Raw genomic sequence first — 24,231 nt, 5'->3', positions numbered from 1 at the left:
CGGGAGCGCCCGCGCACCTGCACCCTGACCGCCCGTACGGCCAGGCCGGACACGCTCCCGCGCTCCCCGCGCCGCCCCGCCCCGGGCACCGGCGCGTCCTCGGCCTGCCCGCGACCGAGGACACCCGAGGAGAGGCGCCATGGCCTTCCGCCCCACCGCCCCCGCCCCGCCGCCGGCCCCCGCCCCGCACCCCCCGCACCGTGCGGACCCCGCCGGCGCGGTGGCGGACAGCGCCCACCTCGGCGACATCGTCGGCGCCCTCGGCACGATCCGCCGGGACGACCCCGCCCGCCCCCGCGGCCTGCGCCGGCGCCTGCGGGCCCTGCTGGTGGTGATGGGCCCGGGCCTGATCGTCATGGTCGGCGACAACGACGCCGGCGGGGTGGCCACCTACACCCAGGCCGGCCAGAACTACGGCATGGCACTGCTGTGGACGCTGGCCCTGCTGATCCCGGTGCTCTACGTCAACCAGGAGATGGTGGTGCGCCTGGGCGCGGTCACCGGCGCCGGCCACGCCCGGCTGATCTTCCAGCGCTTCGGCCGGTTCTGGGGCGTGTTCAGCGTCGCCGACCTGCTGCTGGTCAACACCCTGACCCTGGTCACCGAGTTCATCGGCGTCTCCCAGGCCCTGGGCCACCTGGGCGTGCCCCGGGCCGCGGCGGTGCCGCTGGCCGCCGTCCTGCTGCTCGCCGTCGTCGCCGGCGGCTCGTTCCGGCGCTGGGAACGGTTCCTGTTCGCCCTGATCGCCCTCGACGCGCTCGTGCTGCCGATGGCCCTGCTCGCCCACCCCCGCGCCGACGAGAGCGCGGCCGGCCTGGTACCGCGGTTCCCCGGCGGGCTCGACTCCACCCTGTTGCTGGTCATCGTCGCCGTCGTCGGCACCACCGTCGCCCCCTGGCAGCTGTTCTTCCAGCAGTCCAACGTCGTCGACAAGCGCATCACCCCGCGCTGGATCCGCTACGCCCGCGCCGACCTGGCCATCGGCATCGCCGTCGTCATCGGCGGCGCGGTCGCCCTCATGGCCACCGCCGCCTCCGTCCTGCACCCCACCGAGCTCGCCGGGCAGTTCACCGACGCCGGCGCCGTCGCCGAGGGCCTGAGCCGCCACGGCGGCCGCACGCTGGGCGTGCTGTTCGCCCTCGTCCTGCTCAACGCCTCCCTCATCGGCGCCAACGCCGTGGGCCTGGCCACCGGCTACACCCTCGGCGACGCCTTCGGACACCGCCACTCCCTGCACTGGAACCCGCTCCGGGCCCCGCTGTTCTACGCCGGCTACGCCGTCCCGATCGCCCTGGCCGCCGCCGTCTGCCTCAGCGCCGACGCCCACCTCCAGGGCCTGATCACCCAGGGCGTCCAGGCCCTGGCCGGCGTCCTGCTGCCCTCCGCCACCGTCTTCCTGCTCCTGCTGTGCAACGACCGCCCGGTGCTCGGCCCCTGGGTCAACACCCGCCGCCAGAACATCACCGCCGGCGTCATCGTGTGGACCCTCGTCCTGCTCTCCCTCGCCCTGACCGCCGCGACCCTCTTCCCCGACCTCACCACCGCCCAACTCACCTGGGGCTTCGCCGCCGGCGCGTTCCTCGGCCTGGTCGGCGGCACCCTCATCGCCCTGCACGCCCAGTACACCGAGCAGACCGCCCGCATCGACGCCTTCCTCGCCCGCCACGCCAAGGCCTCCCCCGGCCCCACCGGCGAGGCCTGGCTGATGCAGGTCCAGCACCCGGACGGCTCCGCCCTCAACCGCGCCGAACGCCGCACCGCCCTCGCCCAGGACCGCACCCGCTGGCGCACCCCCGCCCTGGAGACCCTCCCCCGGCCGCGGATGTCCGCCCAGCGCACGGCCGGACTGCTCACCCTGCGCGGCTACCTGCTGCTCGCCGTCGCCCTGATCGCCGTCAAGACCCTCCAGCTGTCCACGGGCTGACCGGCCCGCACGCTCCCGTGGCCGTCGGGCGCCCCTGCCGGGCAGGGGCGCCCGGCGGTGCCGGGACCGGGCCGTGGACCGGCTTCCGGCGCCGGGGGCCAGGCCGGGAGGCGCCGCCCACCGGGCGCCTCCCTCACCCCACAGAGCCCACTGGGCCCGGAAACCGCTGCCCGCCGCCCCCGTAATGTGACCGTATGCACACCGACCACCGCCCCTGGGACGTCCTGCTGATCGGCGGCGCCTCCGGCCTCGGCAAGAGCCGCGCCGCCGAGCACCTCGCCGCGCAGCACGGCGCGTTCACCGTCGAGTTCGACGACGTCGTCGCCGCCCTCCAGGCCGCCACCACCGCGGCCACCCACCCCGGGCTGCACCACTTCGCCGCCCACGGCGACCCGGAGCGGGAGCTGGGCGCCGACCGCGTCCTGGAGCTCCAGATCGCCACCGCCCACGCCCTGGACGAGGCCCTGCTCGGCGTCGTGCGCAACCGGCTGAGCGTCGACGTGCCCGCGATCGTCGAGGGCGACTACCTCACCCCCCGGGCCGCCGCCCGCGCCGCCGCCGAGGCCGCCGCCCTGGGCCGCCGGGTGCGCGCGCTCTTCCTCCACCAGGGCGACCCGGCCGCCATCGCCGCCAACTACGCCCGGCGCGAACCCGGGGCCGGCCCCCAGCACGCCCGCGCCGCCGTCAGCGCCCGCTACTCCGACTGGCTCGCCGACGGCGCCCGCGCCCACCACCTGCCCGTGGTCGACTGCCTGCCCTACGCCACCCTGCCCGCCCGCCTGGCCGCCGCCCTGGACTGAGCGGCGGCCGAGGCTCCCTCGCTAGGCCGCCGGGGCGTCCTCGATGTCCGAGAGCAGCTTGGTGCTCAGGTCGCTCTGCACCGCCAGCCGGGTGTGCCCGGCGTCCGGGCCGGTGCCCCAGGTCAGCGTGACGGTGGTGAACAGGTGCCCGGCGCCCGAGTCGTGGTACTGCACCTCCCAGGCGGTCGGCACGTCCTGGGCGCGCAGCACGCCGTCGGCGTGGTTGGCCTCCTCCCAGGCGGCCAGCCGCTGGCGCAGGTCCTCGGTGAGGTAGTGGGCGCGCAGACGGTCCGACAGGTCGTCGGTGCCGTCGGAGACGGCGTCGATGTAGGCGCCGTAGAAGTCGGCCACCCGGTCGACCGCGGAGTCCGGGCTGCCGCTGCGCGTGGTGGGGCCCGCTTCGGTGTCGGTCATGAACTTCCCCTCCGTCCGGGCCCGGCCGGCGCGGCGCCGCCCGGGCCGTTTGGTCCGTACGGGGTCCAACGAGCCCCGAGCGGCGGAGGTTTCGGGTACAACGTCCCCAACAGGGTTGGCGGTGCGGCGGGTTGCGCCCCCGCTGCGGTGCGCAAGGGGAGGGTGGGGGCGGTGCTGATCGTGGTGAGCGGCGGGCCGGGCAGCGGGAAGACGACCCTGGCGCACGCCCTGGCCCGGGCGCTCGGCTGCCCGGCGGTCAGCCGTGACGAGGTGAAGGAGGGCCTGCGGCACGCGGGCACCCGCACCCCGGCCCCCGACGAGCGGGTGCGCACCGCCTTCTTCGGCGTCCTGGAGGTGCTGGTGGACGCCGGGGTGAGCGCGGTCGCCGAGGCCGCCTACCAGGACCGGCTCTGGCGCTCCGGCCTGGAGCCCCTGGCCGGGCGCACCGAACTGCGGGTGGTGCACTGCCGGGTGGAGCCGGCGCTGGCCCGGCGCCGGATCGCCGAGCGGCTGGCCGCCGACCCCCACCGGGCCGCCCACGCCGACCGGGCCCTGCTCGCCGCCCCGCCCGGCCCCGGCAACCTCCTGGACGACTTCACCCCGCTCTCCCTGGACGTCCCCCGCCTGCGGGTGGACACCGGGCACGGCTACGACCCGCCGCTGGCGGCCGTCGTGGCCTTCACCCGCGCCTGACCGCCCGCCCGGCACGGGCGGGCGGTCGCGCTGCGGGCCGGGCGCGGGATCAGTGCGGGAGGCCCTCGCGCAGCCGCTTGCGGTCGGGCTTGCCGACGGCGGTCAGCGGGATGGCGTCGACCAGGTGGAGGGCTTCGGGGGCGAAGATGCGGCCCTTGGCGGCGGTGACGAAGGCGCGGACCTCCTCCAGCTGCGGCCGCTGCCCCGGGGCGGGGACGACCGCGGCGTGGACGTGTTCGGCCTGCTGCTCGTCGCGGACGCCGTAGACGGCGCACTGGGCGATGCCCGGGTGGGTGAGGAGCAGTTCCTCGACCTCGGTGGGGTAGACGTGGCCGCCGACGACGATGATCAGGTCCTTGAGGCGGTCGGCGAGGTAGAGGTAGCCGTCCGCGTCGAGGTAGCCGACGTCGCCGGTGTCCAGCCAGCCGTCGTGCAGCACCTGGGCGGTGAGGTCGGGGCGCTTCCAGTAGCCGGCCATGATGGTGGCCGAGCGCACGTGCACCGCGCCCTGCTCGCCGGCGGGCAGGTCGGTGCCGTCGGCGGCGCGGATCGCCACCTGGACGCCGGGCAGGGGGCGGCCCACCGGGAGCCGGCCGTCGGGGCCGACGCGGTCGTGCTCGCGCGGGCCGAGGACGGCGATGTTCTGGGCCTCGGACATGCCGTAGCCGCTGACCAGGACGGGCCCGAACACCTCGATCGCCTCACGGATGCGGGCCGGGGAGGCGGCGCAGCCACCGTAGGCGACCTGCTGCACGCTGGACAGGTCGGTGCGGGCGAGGTCCGGGTGGTCCAGCAGCTGGTAGAGCAGCGGGGGCAGCGCCCACAGGTCGGTGATCTGCTCGCGCTCGATCGCGGCGAGGACGCGGCCGGGGTCGAAGGAGCGCTGGAGGACGACGGATCCGCCGTGCTGGAGGGTCAGGTCGGCCAGGACGCCGGCCAGGTGGGCGAGGGGGGTGGCGGCGAGGAAGCGCGGCCGCCCGGCGCCGGGACGGGCGTCGCCGAAGGGGACGTCGAAGGCGCGGCGGTAGGGGCCGTGGAGGCTGAGGATGCCCTTGGGGATTCCGGTGGTGCCGCCGGTGTGGCGGATGCCGAGGTCGTCGTCGGGGCCGACCGGGACGCCCGGGTCCTCGGCGGGGTGGTGGGCGAACGCGGCGAGGACGTCCTCGCCGAGGCCCCCGGCGGACTCCTCGGTGGAGTCCTCGGCGTGCTCCTTCGGTCCGGGGCCCAGGGTGAGGACGGTCGGGCGCTGCGCTCCGTCGAGCAGGGACAGCAGGGCGGGGGCGTCGGCGTGGCGTTCTGCGTCGACGAGCAGGACGGTGGTGTCGACGCTGGTGGTGATCTCGGCCAGGACCGGGGCGCTCATGCCGTCGTACAGGTTGACCACCCGGGCGCCGGCCAGGCCCGCGGCGTAGCGGGCGCTGAGCGCCTCGGGGGTGTTGCCGGTGAGCAGGGTGACGGTGGCGCCGCGGCCGGCGCCGCGGGCGATCAGCTCGTGGGCGAGCCGGTAGGTGGCGGCGGCGAACTCACCGGCGGTGATCTCGACGCCGTCGGCGGTGGTGAGGGCGCGCCGGTCGGGGTCGGAGGCGAGGGAGCGCAGGATCAGGGCGGGCGCGCTGACGAACTCCTGGTCGGGCACGGCCACTTCTTGTGTGCAGGGTGCAACCATCGTTCCACCCTAGCCCCACGGTCGGCCGCGCGGTGGGGAGTTGGGCCGTGCACGGGTGCCGGAAACCGTGCTGCGGGCGGCGATGCTGCACCTGGCGTTCGCGGAGCTGGGGGCGGTCGCGGCGGCGTCGGCGGCGTTCACGGACAACCACGCCTCGCTGGCGGTCTCCCGCAAGTTGGGCTACCTGCCGGACGGGATCAGCCGTGACGTCCTGGACGGGCGGGTGGTGGAGACCCGGCGGCTGTGCCTGGCGCGCGAGCACTGGGCGGGCCCGCCCTTCCCGGTAGCGGTCCACGGCCTCACCCCGGCCTGCCGCACCCTCCTGGGCGCCGACGCCCCGGCGCCGTAACGGCCCCCGGTGCGTGGGAAGTCGGCTGCGCCGACTTCCCACGCACACAGCCCGCGGCCGGGAGGGGCAACGGCCGAACTCCCCGCCCGCGCACGGCAACCACTCCCCCGCACGGGAAGTCGGCCGGGCCCGGGCAGCCCTCGGAGAGTGCGCGCCGCCCGGGCCTACGCCCTCGAACCCCCCGCCCCCGCACGCCAGAAGTCGACCCCGCCGACTTCCCGCGCAGGCACCCGGCAGCCCTCAGGAGGCGAAGGCCCGGGGCAGGGCGTCGAGGGTGTGCAGGACGCGGATGCCCTCGGCGACCGGGGCGGCGGTGGCGGCGCGGTCGAGCCAGTAGGCGTGCAGGCCGGCGGCGTGGGCGCCCTCGGCGTCGAGGGCGTAGTCGTCGCCGACGTAGGCGACTTGGTGCGGGGGCAGGCCCAGGGCGGCGCAGCCGGCGTGGAAGATGCCGGGGGCGGGTTTGGGTTGGCCGTGCCGGTCGGAGCAGACGAGGGCGTCGCCGAGGTGGTCGAGCAGGCCGACGGCGGCGAGTTTGCGGCGTTGCTGGTCGGTGTCGGCGTTGGAGACGGCGCCGAGGCGGTAGTGGGGGGCGAGGCGGGTGAGGGCGGGGAGGGCGTCGGGGAAGGCGTGCCGGGCGGCGTCGCGGTGGGCGGCGTAGCCGGCGAACCAGGTGGCGGCCTGGGCGTCGGTGAGGTGGTCGGCGCCGGGCCGGCCGAGGTGGGCGAGGAAGCGGCGGGTGCGTTCGTACTGCTGGCCGTGGAAGGTGAGTTCGCCGGCGAGGTAGCGGGCGTACTGGGTGCGCATGACGGTGTGCCACAGGGTCGCGGCGTCCTGCGGGGCGGGGAGGAGGTCGAGCAGGCCGGTGTCGTACAGGTGGGCGAGGATGCCCGCGCGTTCGGTGCCCGTGTAGTCGAAGAGGGTGTCGTCGATGTCGAAGAGCACGCCCTTGATCGGCATCGGTGGTCCCCCTACTGAGTGGGGGCGGCGGCGAGGAGGGCGTCGAGGAGGCCGGGGAAGCGGGTGTCGAGGTCGGTGCGGCGCAGGCGGACGAAGCGGTTGCGGCCGGCGACGCGGGTGGTGGTGACGCCGGCTTCGCGCAGGACGCGCATGTGGTGGGAGACGGTCGACTTGTGGAGGTGCTCGAGGCCGAGGTCGCGGGGGGCGCAGGAGTGTTCGGCGCCGTCGGCGTAGCTGAGCAGCAGGCGCATGCGGACGGGGTCGCCGAGGGCGTGCAGGACGGTGACGAGGTCGAGGTCGGCGGTGGCGGGTTGGGGCAGGCGCTCGTCGTCGGTCATGGGGGCGGCTCCGGTCCTGGGCTACTGGCTACTGGGGGCTGGGGCTGGGGGCTGGGGCTGGGGGGCGGTCGGCGGCGGGGATGGTTTGACAATCATCCACCCATCCTCGATTGTTTGGCGAGCATCAAACCGTTGCATGTCCGTCCAACAATCTCCCGGGGGGCCTCCCGTGCCCGTACGCCTGCTCCTGCTCGCCCTCGGCACCTTCGCCATGGGCACCGATGCCATGGTCGTGGCCGGCATCCTCGGCCCGGTCTCCGCCGACCTGGGGGTGTCGGTGGGCGCCGCCGGCCAGCTGGTCACCGTCTTCGCGCTCGGCTACGCACTGCTGGCCCCGCCGCTGGCCGCCGCCACCGCCCGCTGGCCGCGCCGGCGCCTGCTGCTGACCGCGCTCGCCGTCTTCAGCACCGCCAACGCCCTCAGCGCCCTCGCCCCGACCTACGAACTGCTGCTGGCCACCCGGGTGCTGGCCGCCGCCGGCGCCGCCCTCTACACCCCCACCGCCAACGCGGTCGCCACCACCCTGGTCGCCCCCGAATGGCGCGGGCGCGCCCTGGCCACCGTGCTCGGCGGCATGACCGTGGCCACCGCCCTGGGCGTGCCGCTGGGCACCTGGGTCGGGCGCGCCGACTGGCGGCTGACCATGTGGCTGGTCACCGGGCTGGGCCTGGCCGCGCTGGCCGGCCTCGCCGCCCTGCTGCGCGACCTGCCGGCCCCCGCCGCCGCGCCCACCCTCCGGGCCCGCCTGGCCCCGCTGGGCCGGCGCGGGGTGCTCGGCGCGGCCGCCACCACCCTCGCCTTCTTCCTCGCCTTCCAGAGCGTCTACATCTACCTCGCCACCGCCGTCCACGGCGCCACCGGCGGCGACGCCGGCCGGCTCGGCCTGGTCCTGCTGACCACCGGCGTGATGTCGGTGGCCGGCAGCTGGCTGGGCGGGCGCCTGGTCGACCGGGCCGGGGTGCGCGCCGTGCTGCTGACCGGCTCCGCCGTCGCCGCCTGCGCCTTCGCCGCGCTGCCCTGGCTGGGGCGCAGCATGCCGGGGGCGCTGGGGTACGCGGCGGTGGTGCCGCTGGCGGGGTGGGCGGTGTCGGTGGCGCTGCCGCACCGGCTGGCCTCGCTGGACCCGGCGAACGCGCCGCTGCTGATCTCGCTGAACAGCAGTGCCCTGTACCTGGGGACGGCGGCGGGCGGGGTGGCGGGGTCGGCGGCGATCGCGGTGCTGGGCGGGCGGTGGTTCCCGCTGGCGGCGGCGGTGCTGGCGCTGGTGGCCTGGGCGACGGCGGCGGCGACCACCCGCGACGGGCGCGCGGGCGCCCCGGCCGGGGCCGGATCCCGAGCCATGTCTCACCCTAAACCTGAGGTTGAGACCCTGGTCCGGGAGGGGTCTTCGGGGCGGGCGCGGACCGGCGCCTGAGACGCCGGTGCCCGGCCCCCCGCGCGGGGGCCGGGCACCGGGAGCGGGAGGCCGTCAGACCTCGGCCGTCAGGCGTCCAGCACCTCGCCGACCAGCGCGCGGGCCTCCTGCTGGACCCGCGCCAGGTGCTCGGCGCCCAGGAACGACTCGGCGTAGATCTTGTAGACGTCCTCGGTGCCGGAGGGCCGGGCGGCGAACCAGGCGTTGTCGGTGCAGACCTTGAGGCCGCCGATGGCGGCGCCGTTGCCGGGGGCGTGGGAGAGCACCGCGGTGATCTTCTCCCCGGCCAGCTGGGCGGCGCCGACCTGCTCCGGGGCCAGGCGGGCCAGGCGGGCCTTCTGCTCGCGGTCGGCGGGGGCGTCGACGCGGGCGTAGGCGGGGGCGCCGTGACGCCCGGTCAGTTCGCGGTAGCGGGCGCTGGGGGTGGTGCCGGTGACGGCGGTGATCTCGGCGGCGAGCAGGGCCAGCAGGATGCCGTCCTTGTCGGTGGTCCACACCCCGCCGTCGCGGCGCAGGAAGGAGGCGCCGGCGCTCTCCTCGCCGCCGAAGGCGATCGAGCCCTCCAGCAGGCCGTCGACGAACCACTTGAAGCCGACCGGGACCTCCAGCAGCCGGCGGCCGAGGTCGGCGGCGACGCGGTCGAGCATCGAGGAGGAGACCAGGGTCTTGCCCACGGCCGCGTCGCCGGGCCACTCGGCGCGGTGGCGGTAGAGGTAGTCGACGGCCACCGCCAGGTAGTGGTTGGGGTTCATCAGGCCGCCGTCGGGGGTGACGATGCCGTGGCGGTCGGCGTCGGCGTCGTTGCCCGTCGCGATCGCGTACTCGTCCTTGCGGCCGATCAGGGAGGCCATCGCGGCCGGGGAGGAGCAGTCCATCCGGATCTTCCCGTCCCAGTCCAGCGTCATGAAGCGCCAGGTCGGGTCGGTGACCGGGTTGACCACCGTCAGGTCCAGCCGGTGGGCCTCGGCGATGCGCCCCCAGTAGGCCACCGACGCCCCGCCCAGCGGGTCGGCGCCGATGCGCAGCCCCGCGGCCCGCACCGCGTCCAGGTCCAGCACCGAGGGCAGGTCCTGGACGTAGGCGCCCAGGTAGTCGTGGCGCCCGGTGGTGGCGGCGGCCAGCGCCCGCGCGTAGGGGACCTTCTTCACCCCGCGCAGGCCCTCGCGGATCAGCTCGTTGGCGCGGTCCTGGATCCAGCCGGTGGCCGCCGAGCCGGCCGGGCCGCCGCTGGGCGGGTTGTACTTGAAGCCGCCGTCGCGCGGCGGGTTGTGCGAGGGGGTGACCACGATGCCGTCCGCCAGCGCCCGGGGGCTGCGCCGGTTGTGGGCCAGGATCGCGTGCGAGACCGCCGGGGTGGGGGTGTAGCCGTCCGCGGCGTCGATCAGCACGTGCACGCCGTTGGCGGCCAGCACCTCCAGCGCGGTGGCCTTCGCCGGCTCCGAGAGGGCGTGGGTGTCCGCGCCCAGGAACAGCGGGCCCGCGACGCCCTGTTCGGCCCGGTACTCGCAGATCGCCTGCGTGGTCGCGGCGATGTGGTCCTCGTTGAACGCCGCGTCCAGCGAGGAACCCCGGTGCCCCGAGGTGCCGAACGCCACCCGCTGCGCCACCTCCTGCGGGTCCGGCCGCAGCGCGTAGTAGGCCGTCACCAGCCGCGCCACGTCCACCAGGTCCCCGGGCTGCGCCGGCTGCCCGGCCCGTGCGTGTGCCATCCGTTTACTCCCGCCGAATTCCCGAAACGCGCGATACGTCCTCGCCCCGCGCTGACCGATCGTAGCCAGAACACGGCGGTGCCCCGAACCGTACGGGCCGCCGCGGGGCGCCGGGGAGGGCTTTCCGGCCCGGAGCGGCGCGGACCGGCGCGGACCGGAGCGGCGCGGCGCGGAGCGGCGTCGGCCGGGGGCCGGCGGCGGCGGGCGGACGGCACGGGCGGCGACGGCGGGCGCGCACTGCGCCCCCGGGGGCGGCCTGCCGGCCCGGCCCGGGAGGGTGCCGACCCCAATCCTGCCAGGTCAGGCAAGGGTTGCGGTAGGACGCAGCACACCCTTTCTGCGCCTTGCCCGCTGCCCCGCGCACCCCGCACACTCGTGCAACACCCCCTCCCCTTCCGCGGCCCACGCGCCGCCGCCCGCTCGCCCGGGCGGCCGGCGCGCGCGCCGTCGCGCCCCGGCGCCACCGCGGGGAGCGGGCCGAACACAGCACAACGATGAAGGGGGACACGGGACTTGAGCGTTCACAAGGACCTGGTACTGAAGGCCCGGATGCGGCTGATGGGACACAACGAGCGGATCCTCACCGGCGAGGAGGGGCTGTGGGTCTACCGGATCCTGTACACCGTCAGCCCCCGCGTCCACGCCTACCGGCTCGCCTACGTCCTGCGCGAGCTGAGCGAGACCGACCCCCGCGCGGCCCGCCGCCCCGGCGCGCGCCAGGCCCTGCTGGACGAGGCCAGGGCCGTCGCCGCCCGCATCCCCGCCGACGCGCCCGCCTACCAGCGGCACATGTGGGACCACACGATGGCCGAACTGCGCCACATCGAACGCCGCCTGGGCCAGAGCGACCGCTGAGCCCCCGCCTCCCGTTCGCCCGGGGCCGCCCCGGGCGGGACCCGGCGGCTGCGGGCGAACGGGAGGTGACGTGCGCCCGCAGGGCCGGCGGCGCCGTACGGACCAGTAGGCGCCCGCACGATGGTTGCGGTACAACAATCCCTATTTGACGACTGATCGGAGAAACCCCGAGATGAGCAGGTCAGGCCTGTCCCGCCGCGCCCTGATCGCCGGCGCCGGCGCCGCCGTCGTCGGCTGGAACACCGCCACCGGCGCCTGGGCCGCCGACAGCGGCGCCGACGTCGCCGAACTGCCCGCCCTGGAGGGGAGCATGACCCTCACGGGCCGGGGCCTGGAGCGGTTCTCCGGCGACTTCGGGCACCTGGTCAGCGCCGCGCCCCGCGCGGTGCTGCGCCCCGCCTCGGTGCGGGACGTGCAGAAGGCCCTCGCCTTCGCCCGCCGCCACCGCATCCCGGTGGCGGTCAACGGCCAGAGCGGCGACGCGGCGGTGCTCGGCGCGGCGGGGCTGGAGTCGCACTCCAGCTACGGCCAGGCCAACCCCCGCGGCGGCATCGCGATCGACGCCCGCGGCCTGGACCGGATCGTCTCGGTGCGCCCGGGCCGGGCCGTGGTGGAGGCCGGCGTCACCTGGGCGCGCCTGGCCGACGCGGGCCTGGCCGCCGGCTGGGTGCCGCCGGTGCTGACGGACTACCTGCACCTGTCGGTGGGCGGCACGCTGAGCGTGGGCGGCATCGGCGGCGCGGTCCAGCACCACGGCCTGCAGACGGACACCGTGCGCGAACTGGAGGTGGTCACCGGCACCGGCGAGCTGGTGACGGCCTCGCGCACCCGCAACCGGGACCTCTTCGAGGCGGTGCTGGCCGGCGGCGGACAGGCCGGGATCATCGTGCGCGCCACGCTCGACCTGGTGCCCGCCCCCGCCCGCGCCACCGTCTTCACCCTCGCCTACGACGACCTGGACGCCTACCTGGCGGACCAGCAGGCGGTGCTGGCCGACGGCCGCTTCGACCTCCAGGTCGGCAACGTGGTGCGCAGCCCCGACGGCGGGCGGTGGCGCTACACGGCGGAGCTGGTGGCGTACGGGCAGGCGGACGGCGCCCCGGTGGACCGGGCCCGCCTGCTGGCGGGGCTGTCGCCGGTGGCGGGTGAGACGTCGGTGGTGGAGCAGAGCTGGCGCGAGTACGCGTTCCGGGTGGACGCGTTCGCGGGCTACCTGCGCTCGGCCGGGTTCTGGGGGCTGCCCAAGCCGTGGCTGAGCCTGTTCCTGCCGGCCTCGACGGCGGGGGTGTTCATGCGCGAGGCGGCCGCCCTGCTGACGGCGGCGGACCTGGGGGCGGGGCTGCTGCTGTTCTACCCGTACGCGCGCGAGCGGGTGCGCACGCCGCTGGCGGTGCTGCCCGGGGAGGCGGTGGGCTGGCACTTCGACCTGCTGGCCTTCCCCGCGCCGGGCGCGGACGTGGCGGGGATGCTGGAGCGCAACCGGCGGCTGTACGAGCGGGCCGTGGAGCTGGGCGGCAAGCGGTACCTGATCGGGGCGGTGCCGGGGATGACGGGCGCGGACTGGGCGCGGCACTACGGGGGGCTGTGGGAGCGGGTGCGGCGGGCCAAGCGGCGCTACGACCCGGCGGGGATCCTGACCCCGGGGCAGGGCATCCACGCCTCCTGACGCGCCGCCCACCCCGGCACCCCGACCCCGCCGACCCCGCCGCCCCCGCCGCCGTCCAGCGTCGGGGGCGGCGGGGTCAGGCGATCTCCATCTGGGCCATCATGCCCATCGCGGAGTGGTCCAGCAGGTGGCAGTGGTAGGGGTAGCGGCCGCGGTAGGAGGTGAAGGCGGCCTGCAGGCGCACGCTCTCGCCGGGCAGCAGGCGCACGGTGTCCTTGAGGCCGCCCTCCTCGGGGCCGGGGGCCCTGCCGTTGCGGGCCAGCACCCGGAACTGCACCAGGTGCAGGTGGAAGTTGTGCGGGGTGTCCTTGTTGGCGTTGACGACGGTCCAGATCTCCGAACTGCCGAAGGCCACCGCCGCGTCGACGCGGTTCGGGTCGTAGACCTTGCCGTCGATCATGCCGCGCGGCGCCGCGCCGGGGGTCTCGTCGACCTCCAGGACGACGGTGCGCTCGCGGGCGACGGCGGCGGGCGGGGCCGGCAGGGTGCGCAGCCGCTGCGGTACGGAGCTGGGGTCGTGGGCGGCGCGGGTGATGTCGAAGCGCAGCACGACGCCGACGTGTTCGGCGGGTCCGGGCGGCATGGCGTTGGTGAGGACGACGCTGGAGCCCACCGGGTAGCGGGAGAAGTCGACGACGACGTCGGCGCGCTCCCCGGGGGAGAGGTCGACGGTGTCGGTGGTGTGGGGGCGCTCCAGCAGGCCGCCGTCGGAGCCGATCCAGGTGATCGGGCCGCCGTCGGCCAGGCGCAGGGAGAAGAAGCGCAGGTTGGAGGAGTTGAGCAGGCGCAGCCGGTACTTGCGGGCGGCGACCTCGACCTTGGGCCAGGGGCGGCCGTTGGCGAGGATGGTGGCGCGCCCGGCGGGGTCGTCCATGCGGTAGACGAGGCGTCCGGCGGCGTCGAAGCGGGCGTCGCGCAGGGCGATGGGCAGGTCGTAGCGGCCGGCGGGCAGCGGCAGGGCCTCCTCGGTGGCGTCGGTGAGCAGGTAGCTGCCGGCCAGGCCGCGGTAGACGTGCTCGGACTCCAGGCCGTGGGCGTGGTCGTGGAACCACAGGCTCGCGTGGGGCTGGTCGTTGGGGTAGGTGTAGGTACGGGTGGCGCCGGCGGCCAGCAGGTTCATCGGGCCGCCGTCGGAGTCGGCGGGCACGGCGGCGCCGTGCAGGTGGACGGAGACCGGGTCGTCGAGCAGGTTGCGCTGGCGCACCACGACGGGGCGCCCGGAGCGGGCCCGGATGACGGGGCCGGGGAAGGCGCCGTTGTAGGTGAGGACCTCGGTGCGGTGCCCGGGCAGGATGCGGGCGAAGGAGCGGAGCATGGTGACGCTGTAGGTGTCGGTGCCGCCGGCGGTGTCGACGGGGCTGAGCACCGGGGGCAGGGGCAGCGCGGCGGTGAACTTCGGGGCCAGGGCGGGGCCGGTGTCGGGGCCCGGGTCGGGGCCCGGTGCCGCGGCGGTGCCGTCCATGCCCGCCATGCCGGCCATGGTGTCCGGGTGGTCGGCGGTGTGGGCGGCCGCGGCGGTGCGGGCGCCCTGGTCGGGGGCCGGGCGCGCGGTGGCGCGCAGCAGCAGGACCCCTCCCCCGGTCGCCAGGGCGGCGCCGATCATCCTGCGTCTGGTCACCATCGCCTCAGGTCCTCCCCGTGCGGCACGTGCGGCCCGGGCGGGCCGGGCGGCCCCTCCGGTCGGGGGCGTGCTCCGGGGTGATTGCAGCAGCGCCTCCTCACGTGCCGTTGGGGCCTGGATGGGGTGCTCGGCGGCGGTGCGGGCGGGTGCGGGGGCGGTGCGGGGGTGAGCTGCGGATGTTGCGGACGGCTTGCGCGGGGGCGGTCACGGTTGCTCGGGACGCACTCGAAGAACCCTCAAGAGCCGGGCCCCGCGAGGGAGTCCGCCGGATGCGAAGGAAGGGTCCCCGTGGACCTGCGGTACTGGCTGCCCAGGGCGGCCGAGGTGGCCGAGCGGTGGGGCGAGCGGTTCGGGCCGTACACCCCGCACCCTGCCAACGCGGTGGACGAGGCGCAGTTCGCCGCCGCGTTCGAGCGTTTCGCCGGGCGCCTGGAGCGCAACTACCCGTTCTTCCACCCGCGCTACGCCGGGCAGATGGTCAAGCCCCCGCACCCGGCGGCCGTGGTGGGCTACCTGACGGCGATGCGCTTCAACCCCAACAACCACGCCTACGAGGGCGGTCCGGCCACCAACGACATGGAGCGCGAGTGCGTGGCGGCGCTGGCGGGCATGTTCGGCCTGCCCGCGCACGTGGGCCACCTGACCTCCAGCGGCACCATCGCCAACCTGGAGGCCCTGTACGTGGCCCGCCAGTGCCACCCCGACCGGGGCGTGGCCTACGGCGCGCAGGCCCACTACACCCACAGCCGGATGTGCCACGTGCTGGGCCTGCAGGGCCACCCGGTGCCCGCCGGCGCCGACGGGCGGATGGACGTGGGCGCCCTGGAGGAGCTGCTGCGCACCGGGCGGGTGGGCACGGTGGTGGTCACCTGCGGCACCACCGGGCAGGGCGCCGTCGACCCGGTGCACGAGGTGCTGGAGGTGGCCCGGCGCCACGGGGCGCGGGTGCACGTGGACGCCGCCTACGGCGGGTTCTTCGCCCTGCTGGGCCGCGACCCGCAGCAGGCGGCCGAGCTGGGCATCGACCCGGCGCCGTGGCGGGCGATCGCCGGCTGCGACTCGGTGACCGTCGACCCCCACAAGCACGGCCTCCAGCCCTACGGGTGCGGGGCGGTGCTGTTCGCCGACCCGGCGATCGGGCGCCACTTCGCCCACGACTCCCCGTACACCTACTTCACCGACGCCGAACTGCACCTGGGCGAGATCAGCCTGGAGTGCTCGCGCGCCGGCGCCTCGGCCGCCGCCCTGTGGCTGACCCTGCAACTGCTGCCGCTGACCGCCGACGGGCTGGGCCGGGTGCTGGCGGCGGGCCGCCGGGCCGCCCTGGCCTGGGCCGAACTGATCGACACCAGCGAGGAGTTGACGCTCGACCAGGTGCCGCAGCTGGACATCGTCACCTACTTCCCCACCCCGCGCGCCCCGCACGCCGCGCTGTCGGGCGTGGACGCGGCCGTGGAGCGGGTGCTGCGCGCGGGCATGGCCGACGAACAGGACCCGGTCTTCCTGAGCACGCTGCGGGTGGACGCCGCCGACCTCGCCCGCCGCCACCCCGGGCTGCGCGCGGACGCCGACGGGGCGCGGGTGCTGCGCAGCGTGCTGATCAAGCCGGAGGCCGAGGGGTGGGTGCCGCGGCTGCACGAGCGGGTGGCCGCCCTGGCGGCCGAGGCCACCGCCGCCGTCGCCACCGCCGCCACTGCCGCCACTGCCGCCACTGCCGCTGCCTCCGCCTCCGCCTCCGCCTCCGCTGCTGCCTCCGGATCCGACACCGCCGTTCCCGAAACCGCCGCCACCGCCGTTGCCGCCGCCCCGCCGTCCGTTGCCGAGGAGAGCCCGCGTTGACCACCGCCCCCGCCCCCGTGCGACCCGCCGCGGCACCGCCCGCCGGCGCGCCGCCCGCCCGGGCCGTCGCCCGCCCCGCCCGCGCCGAGGAGGCCGGGGCGCTGTCCCGCGTCCTGGCCGCCGCCTTCCAGGAGGACCCGCTCACCCGCTGGGCCTTCCCCGACCCCGAGCACCGCGCCCGGGTGCTGCCCGCCTTCTTCCGCCTCCACCTCGACCGGTGCCTGCCCCACCACGGCGTGCTCACCGCCCGCGACGGCGCCGACGCCACCGCCGCCCCGCTGGGGGCGCTGCTGTTCCTGCCGCCGGGGGCCTGGGAGGACCCCGGCCACCACGACCGCGCCGCCGACCGGGCCGCCGAACGCGCCCTGGACCGGGCCATCGACACCGCCCGCCACCCCGACTGCGCCCGCCGGCTGGCCGCCATCACCCGCCGCCAGGAACGCCGACACCCCCGCCACCGCCCGCACTTCTACCTCGCCTTCGTCGGCGTGCACCCCGACGCCCGCGGCACCGGCGCCGGCCGGGCCCTGATCGAGGCCCTGACCACCGAGGTCGACCGGCACGGCCAGGCCGCCTACGCCGAGACCAGCTCCACGGGCGGCGCCCGCCTGTGCGCCAGCGCCGGCTTCACCCGCTTCGGCGAGGCCATCGCCCTGCCCGGCGGCGGACCGCGCCTCAACCCGGTGTGGCGGGGGCCCCGATGACCGCCCCCGCCGCCCTCGCCCCCGCGCCCCCGGCCCGCACGGCGCCCGCACCCGCACCCGCACCCGCCCGCGTCACCGCCACCGCCACCGCCGCCGGGCCGGGCGCGCTGCGCCTGTTCAGCGCCGAACAGGTCGACGCCGGCGCCGCCCGCGCCCACCCCGAGGCCGCCGAGGTCCTGCACTGGGCCCGCCGCTTCCTCACCACCGCCCACCCCGACCTGGGCCGCAGCGGCCCGGTCTGCCCCTACACCCAGCCCTCGCTGCGCCGCGGCCTGTTCCACCTCGCCGTCACCGACGCCGCCACCGGGACCGTCCCTGGCACCGGCACCGGCCCCGGCGCCGGCCTGCCCGCCCTGGTCGGCGAACTGCGCGCGCACTACGACCGCCTGCTGGCCGGCCTGACCGAGGAGGGCGACCGCGAGCTGCTCACCGTGCTGCTGGTGCTGCCCCGGCTGGACCGCACCGACTCCACCGTCCTGGACGACCTCCAGCGCAGCGCCAAGGACGAGTTCGTCGAACAGGGCCTGATGATCGGCCAGTTCCACCCGGTGTGCGAGGAACCGGGCCTGTGGAACGGCGCCTTCCGCCCGCTGCGCGCCCCGGTCCCGCTGCTGGCCGTGCGCAAGCTGCTGGTCTTCGACCTGCCCTTCCTCCTGGGCGACCCGGTCCACCTGGCCCACTACCTGGCCCGGTTCGCCCCGCAGGTCCCCGCCCGCATCCGCGACCAGCTCGTCACCGGCCTGACCGCGCGCAGCCCCGTGACCGTCTGACCCCCGGGGGCCGTCTCCGGCCCCCGGGACCGGCGGTCCTGGTGCGGGCGCCCCCACCACCAGCCGCCCCCACCACGCGCGCGGAGCCCGGTCGGCGCCGGGCTCCGCGCGCGGCCCCGTCCGCTAGCGGGCCAGGCGCCCCAGCAGGGCGGAGGCCGCCGCGATGCCCGCCACCGCGGACAGCGCCAGGACGCCGAAGTCCAGCGGCAGGTGGGAGGGGGTGCCGATCAGCAGCCCGCGCAGCGCGTCCACCTGGTAGCTCAGCGGGTTGACCTTGCTGACGGCCTGCAGCCAGCCCGGCATCAGGTGCACCGGATAGAGGGCGTTGGAGCCGAAGAACAGCGGCATGGTGATCGCCTGCCCGATGCCCATCAGGCGGTCGCGGGTCAGCACGATCCCGGCGATCGCCATCGACAGGCAGGAGAAGAACGCCGAGCCGAGCAGCACCACCGCCACCACCCCCAGCAGGCGCAGCGGGTTCCACGTCATCGCGACCCCGAGGGCGGCGGCGATCAGCACCACCACCACCGCCTGGATGACGGCCTTGACCCCGGCGGCGAAGGCCTTGCCGGTGACCAGGGCGGCGCGCGGGGTCGGGGTGACCAGCAGCTTGGTGAGCACCCCGGAGTCCCGCTCCCAGATGATCATGATGCCGTAGAAGATCGCGATGAACATCGCGGACTGCGCGATGATCCCCGGCGCCAGGTAGTCCAGGTACGGGATGCCGCCGGTGGGGATCGCCTTGAGCCGGGTGAAGGTCTCCCCGAAGATCAGCAGCCACAGCGCGGGCTGGACGGCGCGGGTGTAGAGCTCGGTGCGGTCGTGGCGCAGCTTCTGCAGTTCCACCGCGCACATCGCGGCGACCCGGGCGGGCACCACGCGCCAGCCGGTGCGGGCGCGCGGGGGTATCAGCAGCAGGTCCAGGTCCGGCAGGGGGGCGGGGGCGGCCGGCACGGGGTCAGCCGACGCGGTTGGCCGTGCGGCGGGTACGGCGGACATCACCGAAGTCTCCTTCCGTGGCGTCGGCCAGGTCCCGGCCGGCGAAGTGGCGGAACACGTCGTCCAGGGTCACGTCCTGGGCGGGGTCGTCGGGGGCGCCGCCGTCGCGGCGGACCTCCTCCTTGAGCTCGGCGGGGGTGCCCAGGGCGCGGATGCGGCCGCGGTCCATCAGGGCGATGCGGTCGCAGTGGCGGTCGGCCTCGTCCATGTAGTGGGTGGTGACCAGCACGGTCATGCCGGTGGCCCGGCGCACGGCGTCCACCCGCTCCCACACCCCGGTGCGGGCGATCGGGTCCAGGCCGATGGTCGGCTCGTCCAGCACCAGCAGGCGCGGGGCGCTGACCAGGGCCTGGGCCAGTTCGAGGCGGCGCACCATGCCGCCGGAGAAGGTGGCGGCCATCCGGTCGGCGGCCTCGGTGAGGTCGACGGCCGCCAGCGCCTGGGCCACGCGCCGGGCGCGCTCGGCGTGGGAGACGTCGAAGACCCGGGCGAACAGGGCCACGTTCTCGCGGCCGGTCAGCCCGGCGTCGGCGGACAGCTGCTGGGGCACGTAGCCGAGCAGGCGCCGCACCTCCATCGGGCGGCGGGTGGCGTCGTGGCCGAAGACGCGCACCATGCCGGCGCCCACCGGCAGCAGGGTGGTGATCGCGCGGATCGTGGTGGTCTTGCCCGCGCCGTTGGGGCCCAGCAGGCCGAACACCTCGCCGGTGCGCACCGTCAGGTCGATGCCGTCCACCGCCCGGGTGGCCTTGCCGCGGCCGTGGGTGAAGACGTACTCCAGGCCCTGGCACACCACGGCGTCCTGGTCGTTGGGGTCCATCACTCCTCCTCGGACAAGGCGCGCTGCCCCGGCAGGGCGCTTCCTTCGGGCACGGCGCTTTCCCCGGGCAGGGCGCTTTCCCCGGGCAGGGCGCTTTCCTCCGGCAGGGCGCTTTCCTCCGGCAGGGCGCGCAGGCCCTCGGCCAGGCCCCGCAGCGCGGGCAGGGCGGCGGCCAGCGCGGTGCGCTCCGGTGCGGGCAGGCCGGCGACCAGCTCGCCCATCAGGGCACGTCGGCGCACGCGCCAGGCCTCGATCCGCTGCTCGGCGGCCTCGGTGGCGTAGAGCAGGGCCGCACGCCGGTCGCCCGGGTCCACCTCGCGGCGCAGCAGGTCCTGGGCGACCAGCTGGTTGACCAGGGTGGAGACGGAGTTGCCCGCCAGGCACAGTTCCTCGGCGGCCTCGGAGACCCGCAGGCCGGGGGTGGCGGTGACCAGGCGCAGCAGTTCGACCTGGGCGCCGCGCAGGCGGGGCTGTTCCATGCCCTGGCGCAGGCGGCGGCGCAGCATGCGCTGGATGCCGATGAGGAGGGTGGAGAAGTCGTCCGCGAGGGCGTCGTCCCCGGGTGGTTCGGGCTCTGGTCTCGTTCCCGTTGTCATAATCCGATTTTAGCTCTCATTGAGAGGTATCTGTCGAGAGGGCGAAACCGGCCACCCGGGGTGCGGGGGCGGGGCACGGTGGGTAGGGGGTTGGTCCAACTCGGTTTATTCCAGGGGGATTTGGATGTCCAAGGGGGACTGTTGCGGGCTCGCCCGGGCGGTGGTGGCGGCGCTGGCGCAGCAGGCGGCGGGGGCCGCGGGCGCGGAGCAGGCGGCGTTCGGGCCGCTGCTGGGGCCGGTACGGGAGCGGCTGGGGCGCCTGCCCCGCTGGCGGCGGGCGCTGCGGCGCCTGGGTGAGGCGCCGGGCGAGGAGGGGGCGCGGCGGGAGGCGGCCGAGGCGCTGGAGGAGCTGCTGGCGATCGACCCCGACCTGGGCCGGGCGCTGGCGGCACGCTGGCCCGCCGCGCCGTCGGCGGGGGCGGCGGGGGTGACGGCGTCCGGTGCCTCGGGTGCGGGGTCCGGCGGGGGCGGGCAGGGCGGGGGCGGGCGGGGCGGTGGGGGGCGGGTGCTGGCCGCGGTCCTCGCGGTGGCGGTCGTGGCGACGGGCCTGGGCCTGTTCCTGGCCCGTTCCTGCGGCCAGCGCGACGACGGGCGGCCCGACCCGGTGCCCACCAGCAGTGCGCTGGGCGCGCAGCACCCGGCCCCGGCCTCCGGTTCGGGTGCGGGTGTCTGACGGCCGGGTCAGTCGGGGCGTTGGCCGTGCTGGAGGAGGGGCAGGGTGCGGCCGGCCAGGGCCTCGGTGACGCGGGCGGCCTGGGAGGGGGCCATCTGGCGCGGGAGTTCGCGCACCGGAACGAAGCGGGCGCCGTGCAGGCGGCTGCGGTGCTGGGCGGGGACGGTGATCGGGTGCTCGTCGCGTACGGTGCCGCCGTCGAAGACCAGGGCCAGGCGCTCCAGGTTGCGGTCGGCCGGGTTGTAGTCCAGCGCCGTGACGTGGGTCAGGCGGGCGATGATGCCGGTCTGGGCGTGCAGGTGACGGGCCGCCGCGCGGTGCGGGGGCTCGTTGGCCTTGCCCGGGCCCCCGGGCAGGATCATGCCGTCCAGGTAGTCGGGGTCGACGAGCAGGACGTCACCGCGCTGGTTGCGCAGCAGGACGAGGCAGCCGAGCCGGCAGATCGGGGGCTTGGCGAGCAGACGGGGGTCGTGCATGAGGGGGTTCACTTTCTGAGGGCACAGAGGAGGACGACGCCGAACGCGGCCAACCAGGCGATGCGCGCGAGGAGTTCAGTCGTCATAGGTGAGGCGCTCGTAGCGCAGGCCCTTGCGCAGCAGGTCCACGACGCGCAGCAGATCGAGGGGCCGGGCGGTGAGGTGGAGCAGGTACTCGCAGCTCTGGCGGCCGGTGTCCCAGTCGACCTCGAGGGTGGGGAGTTGGACCCGGCCGAGCGCGAGGACGGTGGTCAGGTCATCCAGGACGGCGGCGGCCTGCCGGCGCTGCTCGGCCGTGATCCGCGAGAGGGTCACCGCTCCCCCGGCCGCTTGTGGACCTCGAAGCAACGCCACGCGCTGAAGGCCGCGTTGAAGGAGGAGTAGCAGGCACGCTCGCCGGTGGCGGCGTCCAGCAGCCACTCGTCGGTCATCTCGTTGCGCACCCGGTAGCAGCGGTCACCGGCGTCCCACAGGACGCCGTAGCCGTGGAGACGGGGGACTTGGGCATGAGCCATGGCAGTCGAACTCTCTGCGATCGGAGTTTCACGTTCTGTTGCATATGGTGGCCCGGAGTCACCTAGCATCGGAAGTGGCCTGCTTCATGCCTCGGGGTTCACCGGAAGTTGAGAACTGCCATGAACAAGAAAAAGATTGACCCGGAGTCCAGCCCGTGGGCCCCCTTCGGGATCCAACTCCGCAACTTCCGCGAGGCCAGAGGCCTGCTGCTGGACGACCTCGCACCCCTCCTGGAGTGCTCCCCCTCGCACCTGTCCTACGTCGAACTTGCGCACCGGCCCCCGAGTCGCAAGCTCGCCGAGCTGGCCGACATCGCGCTCGACACCGGCGGCACCATGCTGCTGATGTGGTATCAGCTGAAGAACGCAGCGATCCTGGAGGGTTTCCCGGAGTTCGCCCACTATGAGGCGCTCGCGGAGCAGATTCGGACCATCGAGATCAACGTCATCAACGGGCTTCTGCAAACCCGGGCCTACGCAACAGCGATCGAAATGGGCCACGCCCGGCAAACCGGCGGGAGCGAGAAGCTCGCCGCAGAACGCATCGAATTCCGACTCGCCCGCCAAAAGATCCTCGAGCGGGCCGCTCCCCCGCTCCTGCACGTGGCGATGGACGAAGGCTGCTTCAGGAGGATCATCGGCGGACGAGACGTCATGATCGAACAGTTGCTCCATCTTGAACAGATGAGCATGCGCCCCAATGTGGTCATTCAGGTTGTCCCGTACTCTCTGGGAGAGCACCGGCCGTTCACCCACATGGCGACGCTCCTTACCATGCCGAACCGCAAAGTTCTCGCATACGGCGAGGTTGAGCAGCGCGGGTTCATCGATCGCGACACCAAGTCGGTTGCCGCACTTACCAGGAGCTACGATCGGCTTGCGGTCGAGGCCCATGGCCAGGCCGAGTCACTGGCCTTCATGCGCGCAACGAGGAGGGACTTGGAGTGGATGTCGACCTGAGTGAGGCTTCCTGGCGGAAGAGTTCATACAGCGGCGGAGGCGGCGGAAACTGCGTCGAGGTCGCCGACAACTTCGCCGGAGTCGCGCCGGTCCGTGACTCCAAGGACCCTTCCGGCCCGGCCCTCCTCTTCCCCACCGCCGCCTGGCAGGCCTTCGTCACCGCCGTCCGAACCGGAGAATTCGACGCCCACTGAGTGCAGTTGGCGGCGCCGCCGACCTCAACTCCCGCAACCACCAGGCACGGTCAGCCACAACCCCGGCCGATGCACATGCGGCTCCGCGCAGGAAGTCGGCACCACCGACTTCCTGCGCAACCATCGGGTAAGGGCCCGCTCCTGCGGCTCGACGGCCGGGAGTTGCGGCGCAGCTTCGTCGATCGCGGCACCAAGTCGGTTGCCACCGTGCTCAAGAGCTACGATCGACCGGCGATCGATGCGCTCGACCAGGCCGGATCTCCGGCCTTCCATCCGCGCAGCAAGGAGGGACCTGGAATGGATCTCGACCTGACCAACGCTTCCTGGCGCAAGAGCTCACACAGCAGCGCAAACGGCGGGGCCTGCATCGAAGTTGCCGAAGGGTTCGTCGGCGTCATGCCGGTCCGTGACTCCAAGGACCCCTCCGGCCCGGCCCTCCTCTTCCCCACCGCCGCCTGGCAGGCCTTCGTCACCGCCATCCGCACCGGCGAACTCGACACCCACTGACCCAGCCCATGGTTCTGCCTCCTTTGCCGACATGGCAGGTTGCAATCGAGGCTCTTGACCTGGCCGAATCACTGGCTTTCATCCGCTAGCAAGGAGGGACCTGGAGTGGATGTCGACCTGACCAACGCTTCCTGGCGGAAGAGTTCGTACAGCGGCGCGAACGGCGGCGCCTGCATCGAGGTCGCCGACAACTTCGTCGACGTCATGCCAGTCCGCGACTCCAAGGACCCTCACGGCCCGGCCCTCCTCTTCCCCAACAACGCCTGGCAGGCCTTCGTCACCGCCATCCGAACCGGCGAACTCGGAACCCACTGAGCACAGTTGGCAACGCCGCCGCCCCGGCCCCCGGGGCGGCGGCGCCGACTCCGCTCCCCCAACCACCAGGCACGGTCAGCCACAACCCCGGCCGATACACATGCAGCTCCGCCGACTTCCTGCGCAACCATCGGGTAGGGGCCCGCTCATACGGCTCGACGGCCGGGAGTTGCAGCGCAGCTTCGTCGATCGCGGCACCAAGTCGGTTGCCACCGTGCTCAAGAGCTACGATCGACCGGCGATCGATGCGCTCGACCAGGCCGGATCTCCGGCCTTCCATCCGCGCAGCAAGGAGGGACCTGGAATGGATCTCGACCTGACCAACGCTTCCTGGCGCAAGAGCTCACACAGCAGCGCAAACTGCGGGGCCTGCATCGAAGTTGCCGAAGGGTTCGTCGGCGTCATGCCGGTCCGTGACTCCAAGGACCCCTCCGGCCCGGCCCTCCTCTTCCCCACC

Annotated in this window: 28 protein-coding genes; 16 read left to right on the top strand and 12 right to left on the bottom strand. The window is 75.1% G+C overall.

Features of this window, described 5'->3' with window-relative positions; translation table 11 throughout:
• Positions 1-139: 139 nt before the first annotated feature.
• Together AB0O91_RS27755 and AB0O91_RS27750 are read left to right on the top strand one after the other, a co-directional pair.
• A complete protein-coding gene (locus AB0O91_RS27755; RefSeq protein WP_363438374.1) occupies positions 140-1,924 on the top strand; it encodes an NRAMP family divalent metal transporter in 1,785 nt (594 codons plus the stop codon).
• A 194-nt stretch (positions 1,925-2,118) separates the two neighbouring features.
• On the top strand, positions 2,119-2,724 hold the full coding sequence (locus tag AB0O91_RS27750; protein WP_363438371.1) for an AAA family ATPase: 606 nt from the start codon (positions 2,119-2,121) through the stop codon (positions 2,722-2,724).
• A gap of 21 nt (positions 2,725-2,745) precedes the next feature.
• Here the strand turns inward: AB0O91_RS27750 and AB0O91_RS27745 are convergent, their stop codons facing one another.
• Positions 2,746-3,138, bottom strand: a complete 393-nt coding sequence (locus AB0O91_RS27745; RefSeq protein ID WP_363438368.1) for a hypothetical protein — start codon at positions 3,136-3,138, stop codon at positions 2,746-2,748.
• Between the two features lie 171 nt (positions 3,139-3,309).
• On the opposite strand from AB0O91_RS27745, the gene AB0O91_RS27740 reads away from it, so the two are divergent.
• On the top strand, positions 3,310-3,831 hold the full coding sequence (locus tag AB0O91_RS27740; protein ID WP_363438365.1) for an AAA family ATPase: 522 nt from the start codon (positions 3,310-3,312) through the stop codon (positions 3,829-3,831).
• 49 nt (positions 3,832-3,880) lie between these two features.
• Here AB0O91_RS27740 and AB0O91_RS27735 read toward each other — a convergent pair whose 3' ends face one another.
• A complete protein-coding gene (locus AB0O91_RS27735) occupies positions 3,881-5,467 on the bottom strand; it encodes an AMP-binding protein (protein WP_363438362.1) in 1,587 nt (528 codons plus the stop codon).
• Positions 5,468-5,552: 85 nt separating this feature from the next.
• Between AB0O91_RS27735 and AB0O91_RS27730 the strand changes: the two genes are divergently transcribed.
• The gene (locus tag AB0O91_RS27730) at positions 5,553-5,846 is read left to right on the top strand and encodes a GNAT family protein (RefSeq protein ID WP_363438359.1); all 294 of its coding nucleotides are present in this window, start codon (positions 5,553-5,555) and stop codon (positions 5,844-5,846) included.
• Between the two features lie 240 nt (positions 5,847-6,086).
• Here AB0O91_RS27730 and AB0O91_RS27725 read toward each other — a convergent pair whose 3' ends face one another.
• Together AB0O91_RS27725 and AB0O91_RS27720 are read right to left on the bottom strand one after the other, a co-directional pair.
• Positions 6,087-6,803, bottom strand: a complete 717-nt coding sequence (locus tag AB0O91_RS27725) for an HAD family hydrolase (RefSeq protein WP_363438356.1) — start codon at positions 6,801-6,803, stop codon at positions 6,087-6,089.
• 11 nt (positions 6,804-6,814) lie between these two features.
• The gene (locus AB0O91_RS27720; protein ID WP_363438353.1) at positions 6,815-7,141 is read right to left on the bottom strand and encodes a transcriptional regulator; all 327 of its coding nucleotides are present in this window, start codon (positions 7,139-7,141) and stop codon (positions 6,815-6,817) included.
• 169 nt (positions 7,142-7,310) lie between these two features.
• Between AB0O91_RS27720 and AB0O91_RS27715 the strand changes: the two genes are divergently transcribed.
• On the top strand, positions 7,311-8,555 hold the full coding sequence (locus tag AB0O91_RS27715) for an MFS transporter (RefSeq protein ID WP_363438350.1): 1,245 nt from the start codon (positions 7,311-7,313) through the stop codon (positions 8,553-8,555).
• A 68-nt stretch (positions 8,556-8,623) separates the two neighbouring features.
• On the opposite strand, the gene pgm is transcribed toward AB0O91_RS27715, so the two are convergent.
• A complete protein-coding gene (pgm, locus tag AB0O91_RS27710) occupies positions 8,624-10,264 on the bottom strand; it encodes a phosphoglucomutase (alpha-D-glucose-1,6-bisphosphate-dependent) (protein WP_363438348.1) in 1,641 nt (546 codons plus the stop codon).
• Between the two features lie 513 nt (positions 10,265-10,777).
• On the opposite strand from pgm, the gene AB0O91_RS27705 reads away from it, so the two are divergent.
• Both AB0O91_RS27705 and AB0O91_RS27700 read left to right on the top strand, forming a co-directional pair.
• A complete protein-coding gene (locus tag AB0O91_RS27705) occupies positions 10,778-11,119 on the top strand; it encodes a hypothetical protein (protein WP_363438345.1) in 342 nt (113 codons plus the stop codon).
• Positions 11,120-11,291: 172 nt separating this feature from the next.
• A complete protein-coding gene (locus AB0O91_RS27700; protein WP_363438342.1) occupies positions 11,292-12,785 on the top strand; it encodes an FAD-binding protein in 1,494 nt (497 codons plus the stop codon).
• A 76-nt stretch (positions 12,786-12,861) separates the two neighbouring features.
• Here the strand turns inward: AB0O91_RS27700 and AB0O91_RS27695 are convergent, their stop codons facing one another.
• Positions 12,862-14,406, bottom strand: coding sequence for a multicopper oxidase domain-containing protein (locus AB0O91_RS27695; RefSeq protein WP_363438339.1), 1,545 nt, complete (start codon positions 14,404-14,406; stop codon positions 12,862-12,864).
• 288 nt (positions 14,407-14,694) lie between these two features.
• Between AB0O91_RS27695 and AB0O91_RS27690 the strand changes: the two genes are divergently transcribed.
• The 3 genes from AB0O91_RS27690 to AB0O91_RS27680 are packed head-to-tail and all read left to right on the top strand — an operon-like array spanning position 14,695 to position 17,719.
• Positions 14,695-16,245, top strand: a complete 1,551-nt coding sequence (locus AB0O91_RS27690; protein WP_363438336.1) for an aminotransferase class I/II-fold pyridoxal phosphate-dependent enzyme — start codon at positions 14,695-14,697, stop codon at positions 16,243-16,245.
• On the top strand, positions 16,242-16,949 hold the full coding sequence (locus tag AB0O91_RS27685; RefSeq protein WP_363438333.1) for a GNAT family N-acetyltransferase: 708 nt from the start codon (positions 16,242-16,244) through the stop codon (positions 16,947-16,949). Before AB0O91_RS27690 ends, AB0O91_RS27685 begins: the two co-directional genes overlap by 4 nt.
• Positions 16,946-17,719 (top strand): DUF6875 domain-containing protein, encoded by a 774-nt coding sequence (locus AB0O91_RS27680; protein WP_363438330.1) that lies wholly within the window; start codon positions 16,946-16,948, stop codon positions 17,717-17,719. The genes AB0O91_RS27685 and AB0O91_RS27680 overlap by 4 nt, the downstream gene beginning before the upstream one ends.
• A 123-nt stretch (positions 17,720-17,842) precedes the next feature.
• On the opposite strand, the gene AB0O91_RS27675 is transcribed toward AB0O91_RS27680, so the two are convergent.
• Genes AB0O91_RS27675 through AB0O91_RS27665 form a run of 3 tightly spaced genes read right to left on the bottom strand, consistent with a single transcriptional unit; the run spans position 17,843 to position 20,134 of the window.
• Positions 17,843-18,718 carry an ABC transporter permease gene (locus AB0O91_RS27675; protein ID WP_363438327.1) on the bottom strand — a complete coding sequence of 292 codons (876 nt, stop codon included), beginning with the start codon at positions 18,716-18,718 and terminating at the stop codon, positions 17,843-17,845.
• A complete protein-coding gene (locus AB0O91_RS27670) occupies positions 18,678-19,538 on the bottom strand; it encodes an ATP-binding cassette domain-containing protein (protein ID WP_363438324.1) in 861 nt (286 codons plus the stop codon). Before AB0O91_RS27670 ends, AB0O91_RS27675 begins: the two co-directional genes overlap by 41 nt.
• Complete coding sequence (locus AB0O91_RS27665; protein WP_363438321.1) at positions 19,538-20,134, bottom strand: MarR family transcriptional regulator; 597 nt, start codon at positions 20,132-20,134, stop codon at positions 19,538-19,540. The genes AB0O91_RS27670 and AB0O91_RS27665 overlap by 1 nt, the downstream gene beginning before the upstream one ends.
• 124 nt (positions 20,135-20,258) lie before the next feature.
• Between AB0O91_RS27665 and AB0O91_RS27660 the strand changes: the two genes are divergently transcribed.
• Positions 20,259-20,807 (top strand): hypothetical protein, encoded by a 549-nt coding sequence (locus AB0O91_RS27660; protein ID WP_363438319.1) that lies wholly within the window; start codon positions 20,259-20,261, stop codon positions 20,805-20,807.
• Positions 20,808-20,815: 8 nt separating this feature from the next.
• Here the strand turns inward: AB0O91_RS27660 and AB0O91_RS27655 are convergent, their stop codons facing one another.
• The 3 genes from AB0O91_RS27655 to AB0O91_RS27645 form a co-directional block, all read right to left on the bottom strand.
• On the bottom strand, positions 20,816-21,283 hold the full coding sequence (locus tag AB0O91_RS27655) for an NUDIX domain-containing protein (RefSeq protein ID WP_363438316.1): 468 nt from the start codon (positions 21,281-21,283) through the stop codon (positions 20,816-20,818).
• 75 nt (positions 21,284-21,358) lie between these two features.
• Positions 21,359-21,598 (bottom strand): hypothetical protein, encoded by a 240-nt coding sequence (locus tag AB0O91_RS27650; RefSeq protein WP_363433040.1) that lies wholly within the window; start codon positions 21,596-21,598, stop codon positions 21,359-21,361.
• Complete coding sequence (locus AB0O91_RS27645) at positions 21,595-21,798, bottom strand: hypothetical protein (protein ID WP_363438313.1); 204 nt, start codon at positions 21,796-21,798, stop codon at positions 21,595-21,597. Before AB0O91_RS27645 ends, AB0O91_RS27650 begins: the two co-directional genes overlap by 4 nt.
• A gap of 120 nt (positions 21,799-21,918) precedes the next feature.
• Between AB0O91_RS27645 and AB0O91_RS27640 the strand changes: the two genes are divergently transcribed.
• From AB0O91_RS27640 to AB0O91_RS27620, 5 genes are all read left to right on the top strand, one after another.
• A complete protein-coding gene (locus tag AB0O91_RS27640; RefSeq protein ID WP_363438310.1) occupies positions 21,919-22,758 on the top strand; it encodes a DUF5753 domain-containing protein in 840 nt (279 codons plus the stop codon).
• Complete coding sequence (locus AB0O91_RS27635) at positions 22,743-22,952, top strand: DUF397 domain-containing protein (RefSeq protein ID WP_363438307.1); 210 nt, start codon at positions 22,743-22,745, stop codon at positions 22,950-22,952. The genes AB0O91_RS27640 and AB0O91_RS27635 overlap by 16 nt, the downstream gene beginning before the upstream one ends.
• 162 nt (positions 22,953-23,114) lie before the next feature.
• Complete coding sequence (locus AB0O91_RS27630; protein ID WP_363438305.1) at positions 23,115-23,459, top strand: DUF397 domain-containing protein; 345 nt, start codon at positions 23,115-23,117, stop codon at positions 23,457-23,459.
• 105 nt (positions 23,460-23,564) lie between these two features.
• A complete protein-coding gene (locus AB0O91_RS27625; RefSeq protein WP_363438302.1) occupies positions 23,565-23,774 on the top strand; it encodes a DUF397 domain-containing protein in 210 nt (69 codons plus the stop codon).
• A 169-nt stretch (positions 23,775-23,943) separates the two neighbouring features.
• Positions 23,944-24,231 (top strand): DUF397 domain-containing protein (locus AB0O91_RS27620; protein ID WP_363438299.1); only part of this gene is annotated, 288 nt, incomplete at its 3' end.

It is taken from the genome of Kitasatospora sp. NPDC089797, assembly GCF_040684795.1.
GTDB lineage: Bacteria > Actinomycetota > Actinomycetes > Streptomycetales > Streptomycetaceae > Kitasatospora.
This window is presented reverse-complemented; position numbering and strand designations above follow the sequence as displayed.

Bases quoted from the DNA above. Each gene is read 5' to 3' on its own strand.
- AB0O91_RS27680 (WP_363438330.1), top strand. From the start codon at position 16,946: ATGACCGCCCCCGCCGCCCTCGCCCCCGCGCCCCCGGCCCGCACGGCG.
- AB0O91_RS27755 (WP_363438374.1), top strand. From the start codon at position 140: ATGGCCTTCCGCCCCACCGCCCCCGCCCCGCCGCCGGCCCCCGCCCCG.
- AB0O91_RS27655 (WP_363438316.1), bottom strand. From the start codon at position 21,283: ATGCACGACCCCCGTCTGCTCGCCAAGCCCCCGATCTGCCGGCTCGGC.
- pgm (WP_363438348.1), bottom strand. From the start codon at position 10,264: ATGGCACACGCACGGGCCGGGCAGCCGGCGCAGCCCGGGGACCTGGTG.
- AB0O91_RS27695 (WP_363438339.1), bottom strand. From the start codon at position 14,406: ATGGTGACCAGACGCAGGATGATCGGCGCCGCCCTGGCGACCGGGGGA.
- AB0O91_RS27670 (WP_363438324.1), bottom strand. From the start codon at position 19,538: ATGGACCCCAACGACCAGGACGCCGTGGTGTGCCAGGGCCTGGAGTAC.
- AB0O91_RS27745 (WP_363438368.1), bottom strand. From the start codon at position 3,138: ATGACCGACACCGAAGCGGGCCCCACCACGCGCAGCGGCAGCCCGGAC.
- AB0O91_RS27660 (WP_363438319.1), top strand. From the start codon at position 20,259: ATGTCCAAGGGGGACTGTTGCGGGCTCGCCCGGGCGGTGGTGGCGGCG.
- AB0O91_RS27750 (WP_363438371.1), top strand. From the start codon at position 2,119: ATGCACACCGACCACCGCCCCTGGGACGTCCTGCTGATCGGCGGCGCC.
- AB0O91_RS27645 (WP_363438313.1), bottom strand. From the start codon at position 21,798: ATGGCTCATGCCCAAGTCCCCCGTCTCCACGGCTACGGCGTCCTGTGG.
- AB0O91_RS27665 (WP_363438321.1), bottom strand. From the start codon at position 20,134: ATGACAACGGGAACGAGACCAGAGCCCGAACCACCCGGGGACGACGCC.
- AB0O91_RS27700 (WP_363438342.1), top strand. From the start codon at position 11,292: ATGAGCAGGTCAGGCCTGTCCCGCCGCGCCCTGATCGCCGGCGCCGGC.
- AB0O91_RS27720 (WP_363438353.1), bottom strand. From the start codon at position 7,141: ATGACCGACGACGAGCGCCTGCCCCAACCCGCCACCGCCGACCTCGAC.
- AB0O91_RS27675 (WP_363438327.1), bottom strand. From the start codon at position 18,718: ATGTCCGCCGTACCCGCCGCACGGCCAACCGCGTCGGCTGACCCCGTG.
- AB0O91_RS27725 (WP_363438356.1), bottom strand. From the start codon at position 6,803: ATGCCGATCAAGGGCGTGCTCTTCGACATCGACGACACCCTCTTCGAC.
- AB0O91_RS27640 (WP_363438310.1), top strand. From the start codon at position 21,919: ATGAACAAGAAAAAGATTGACCCGGAGTCCAGCCCGTGGGCCCCCTTC.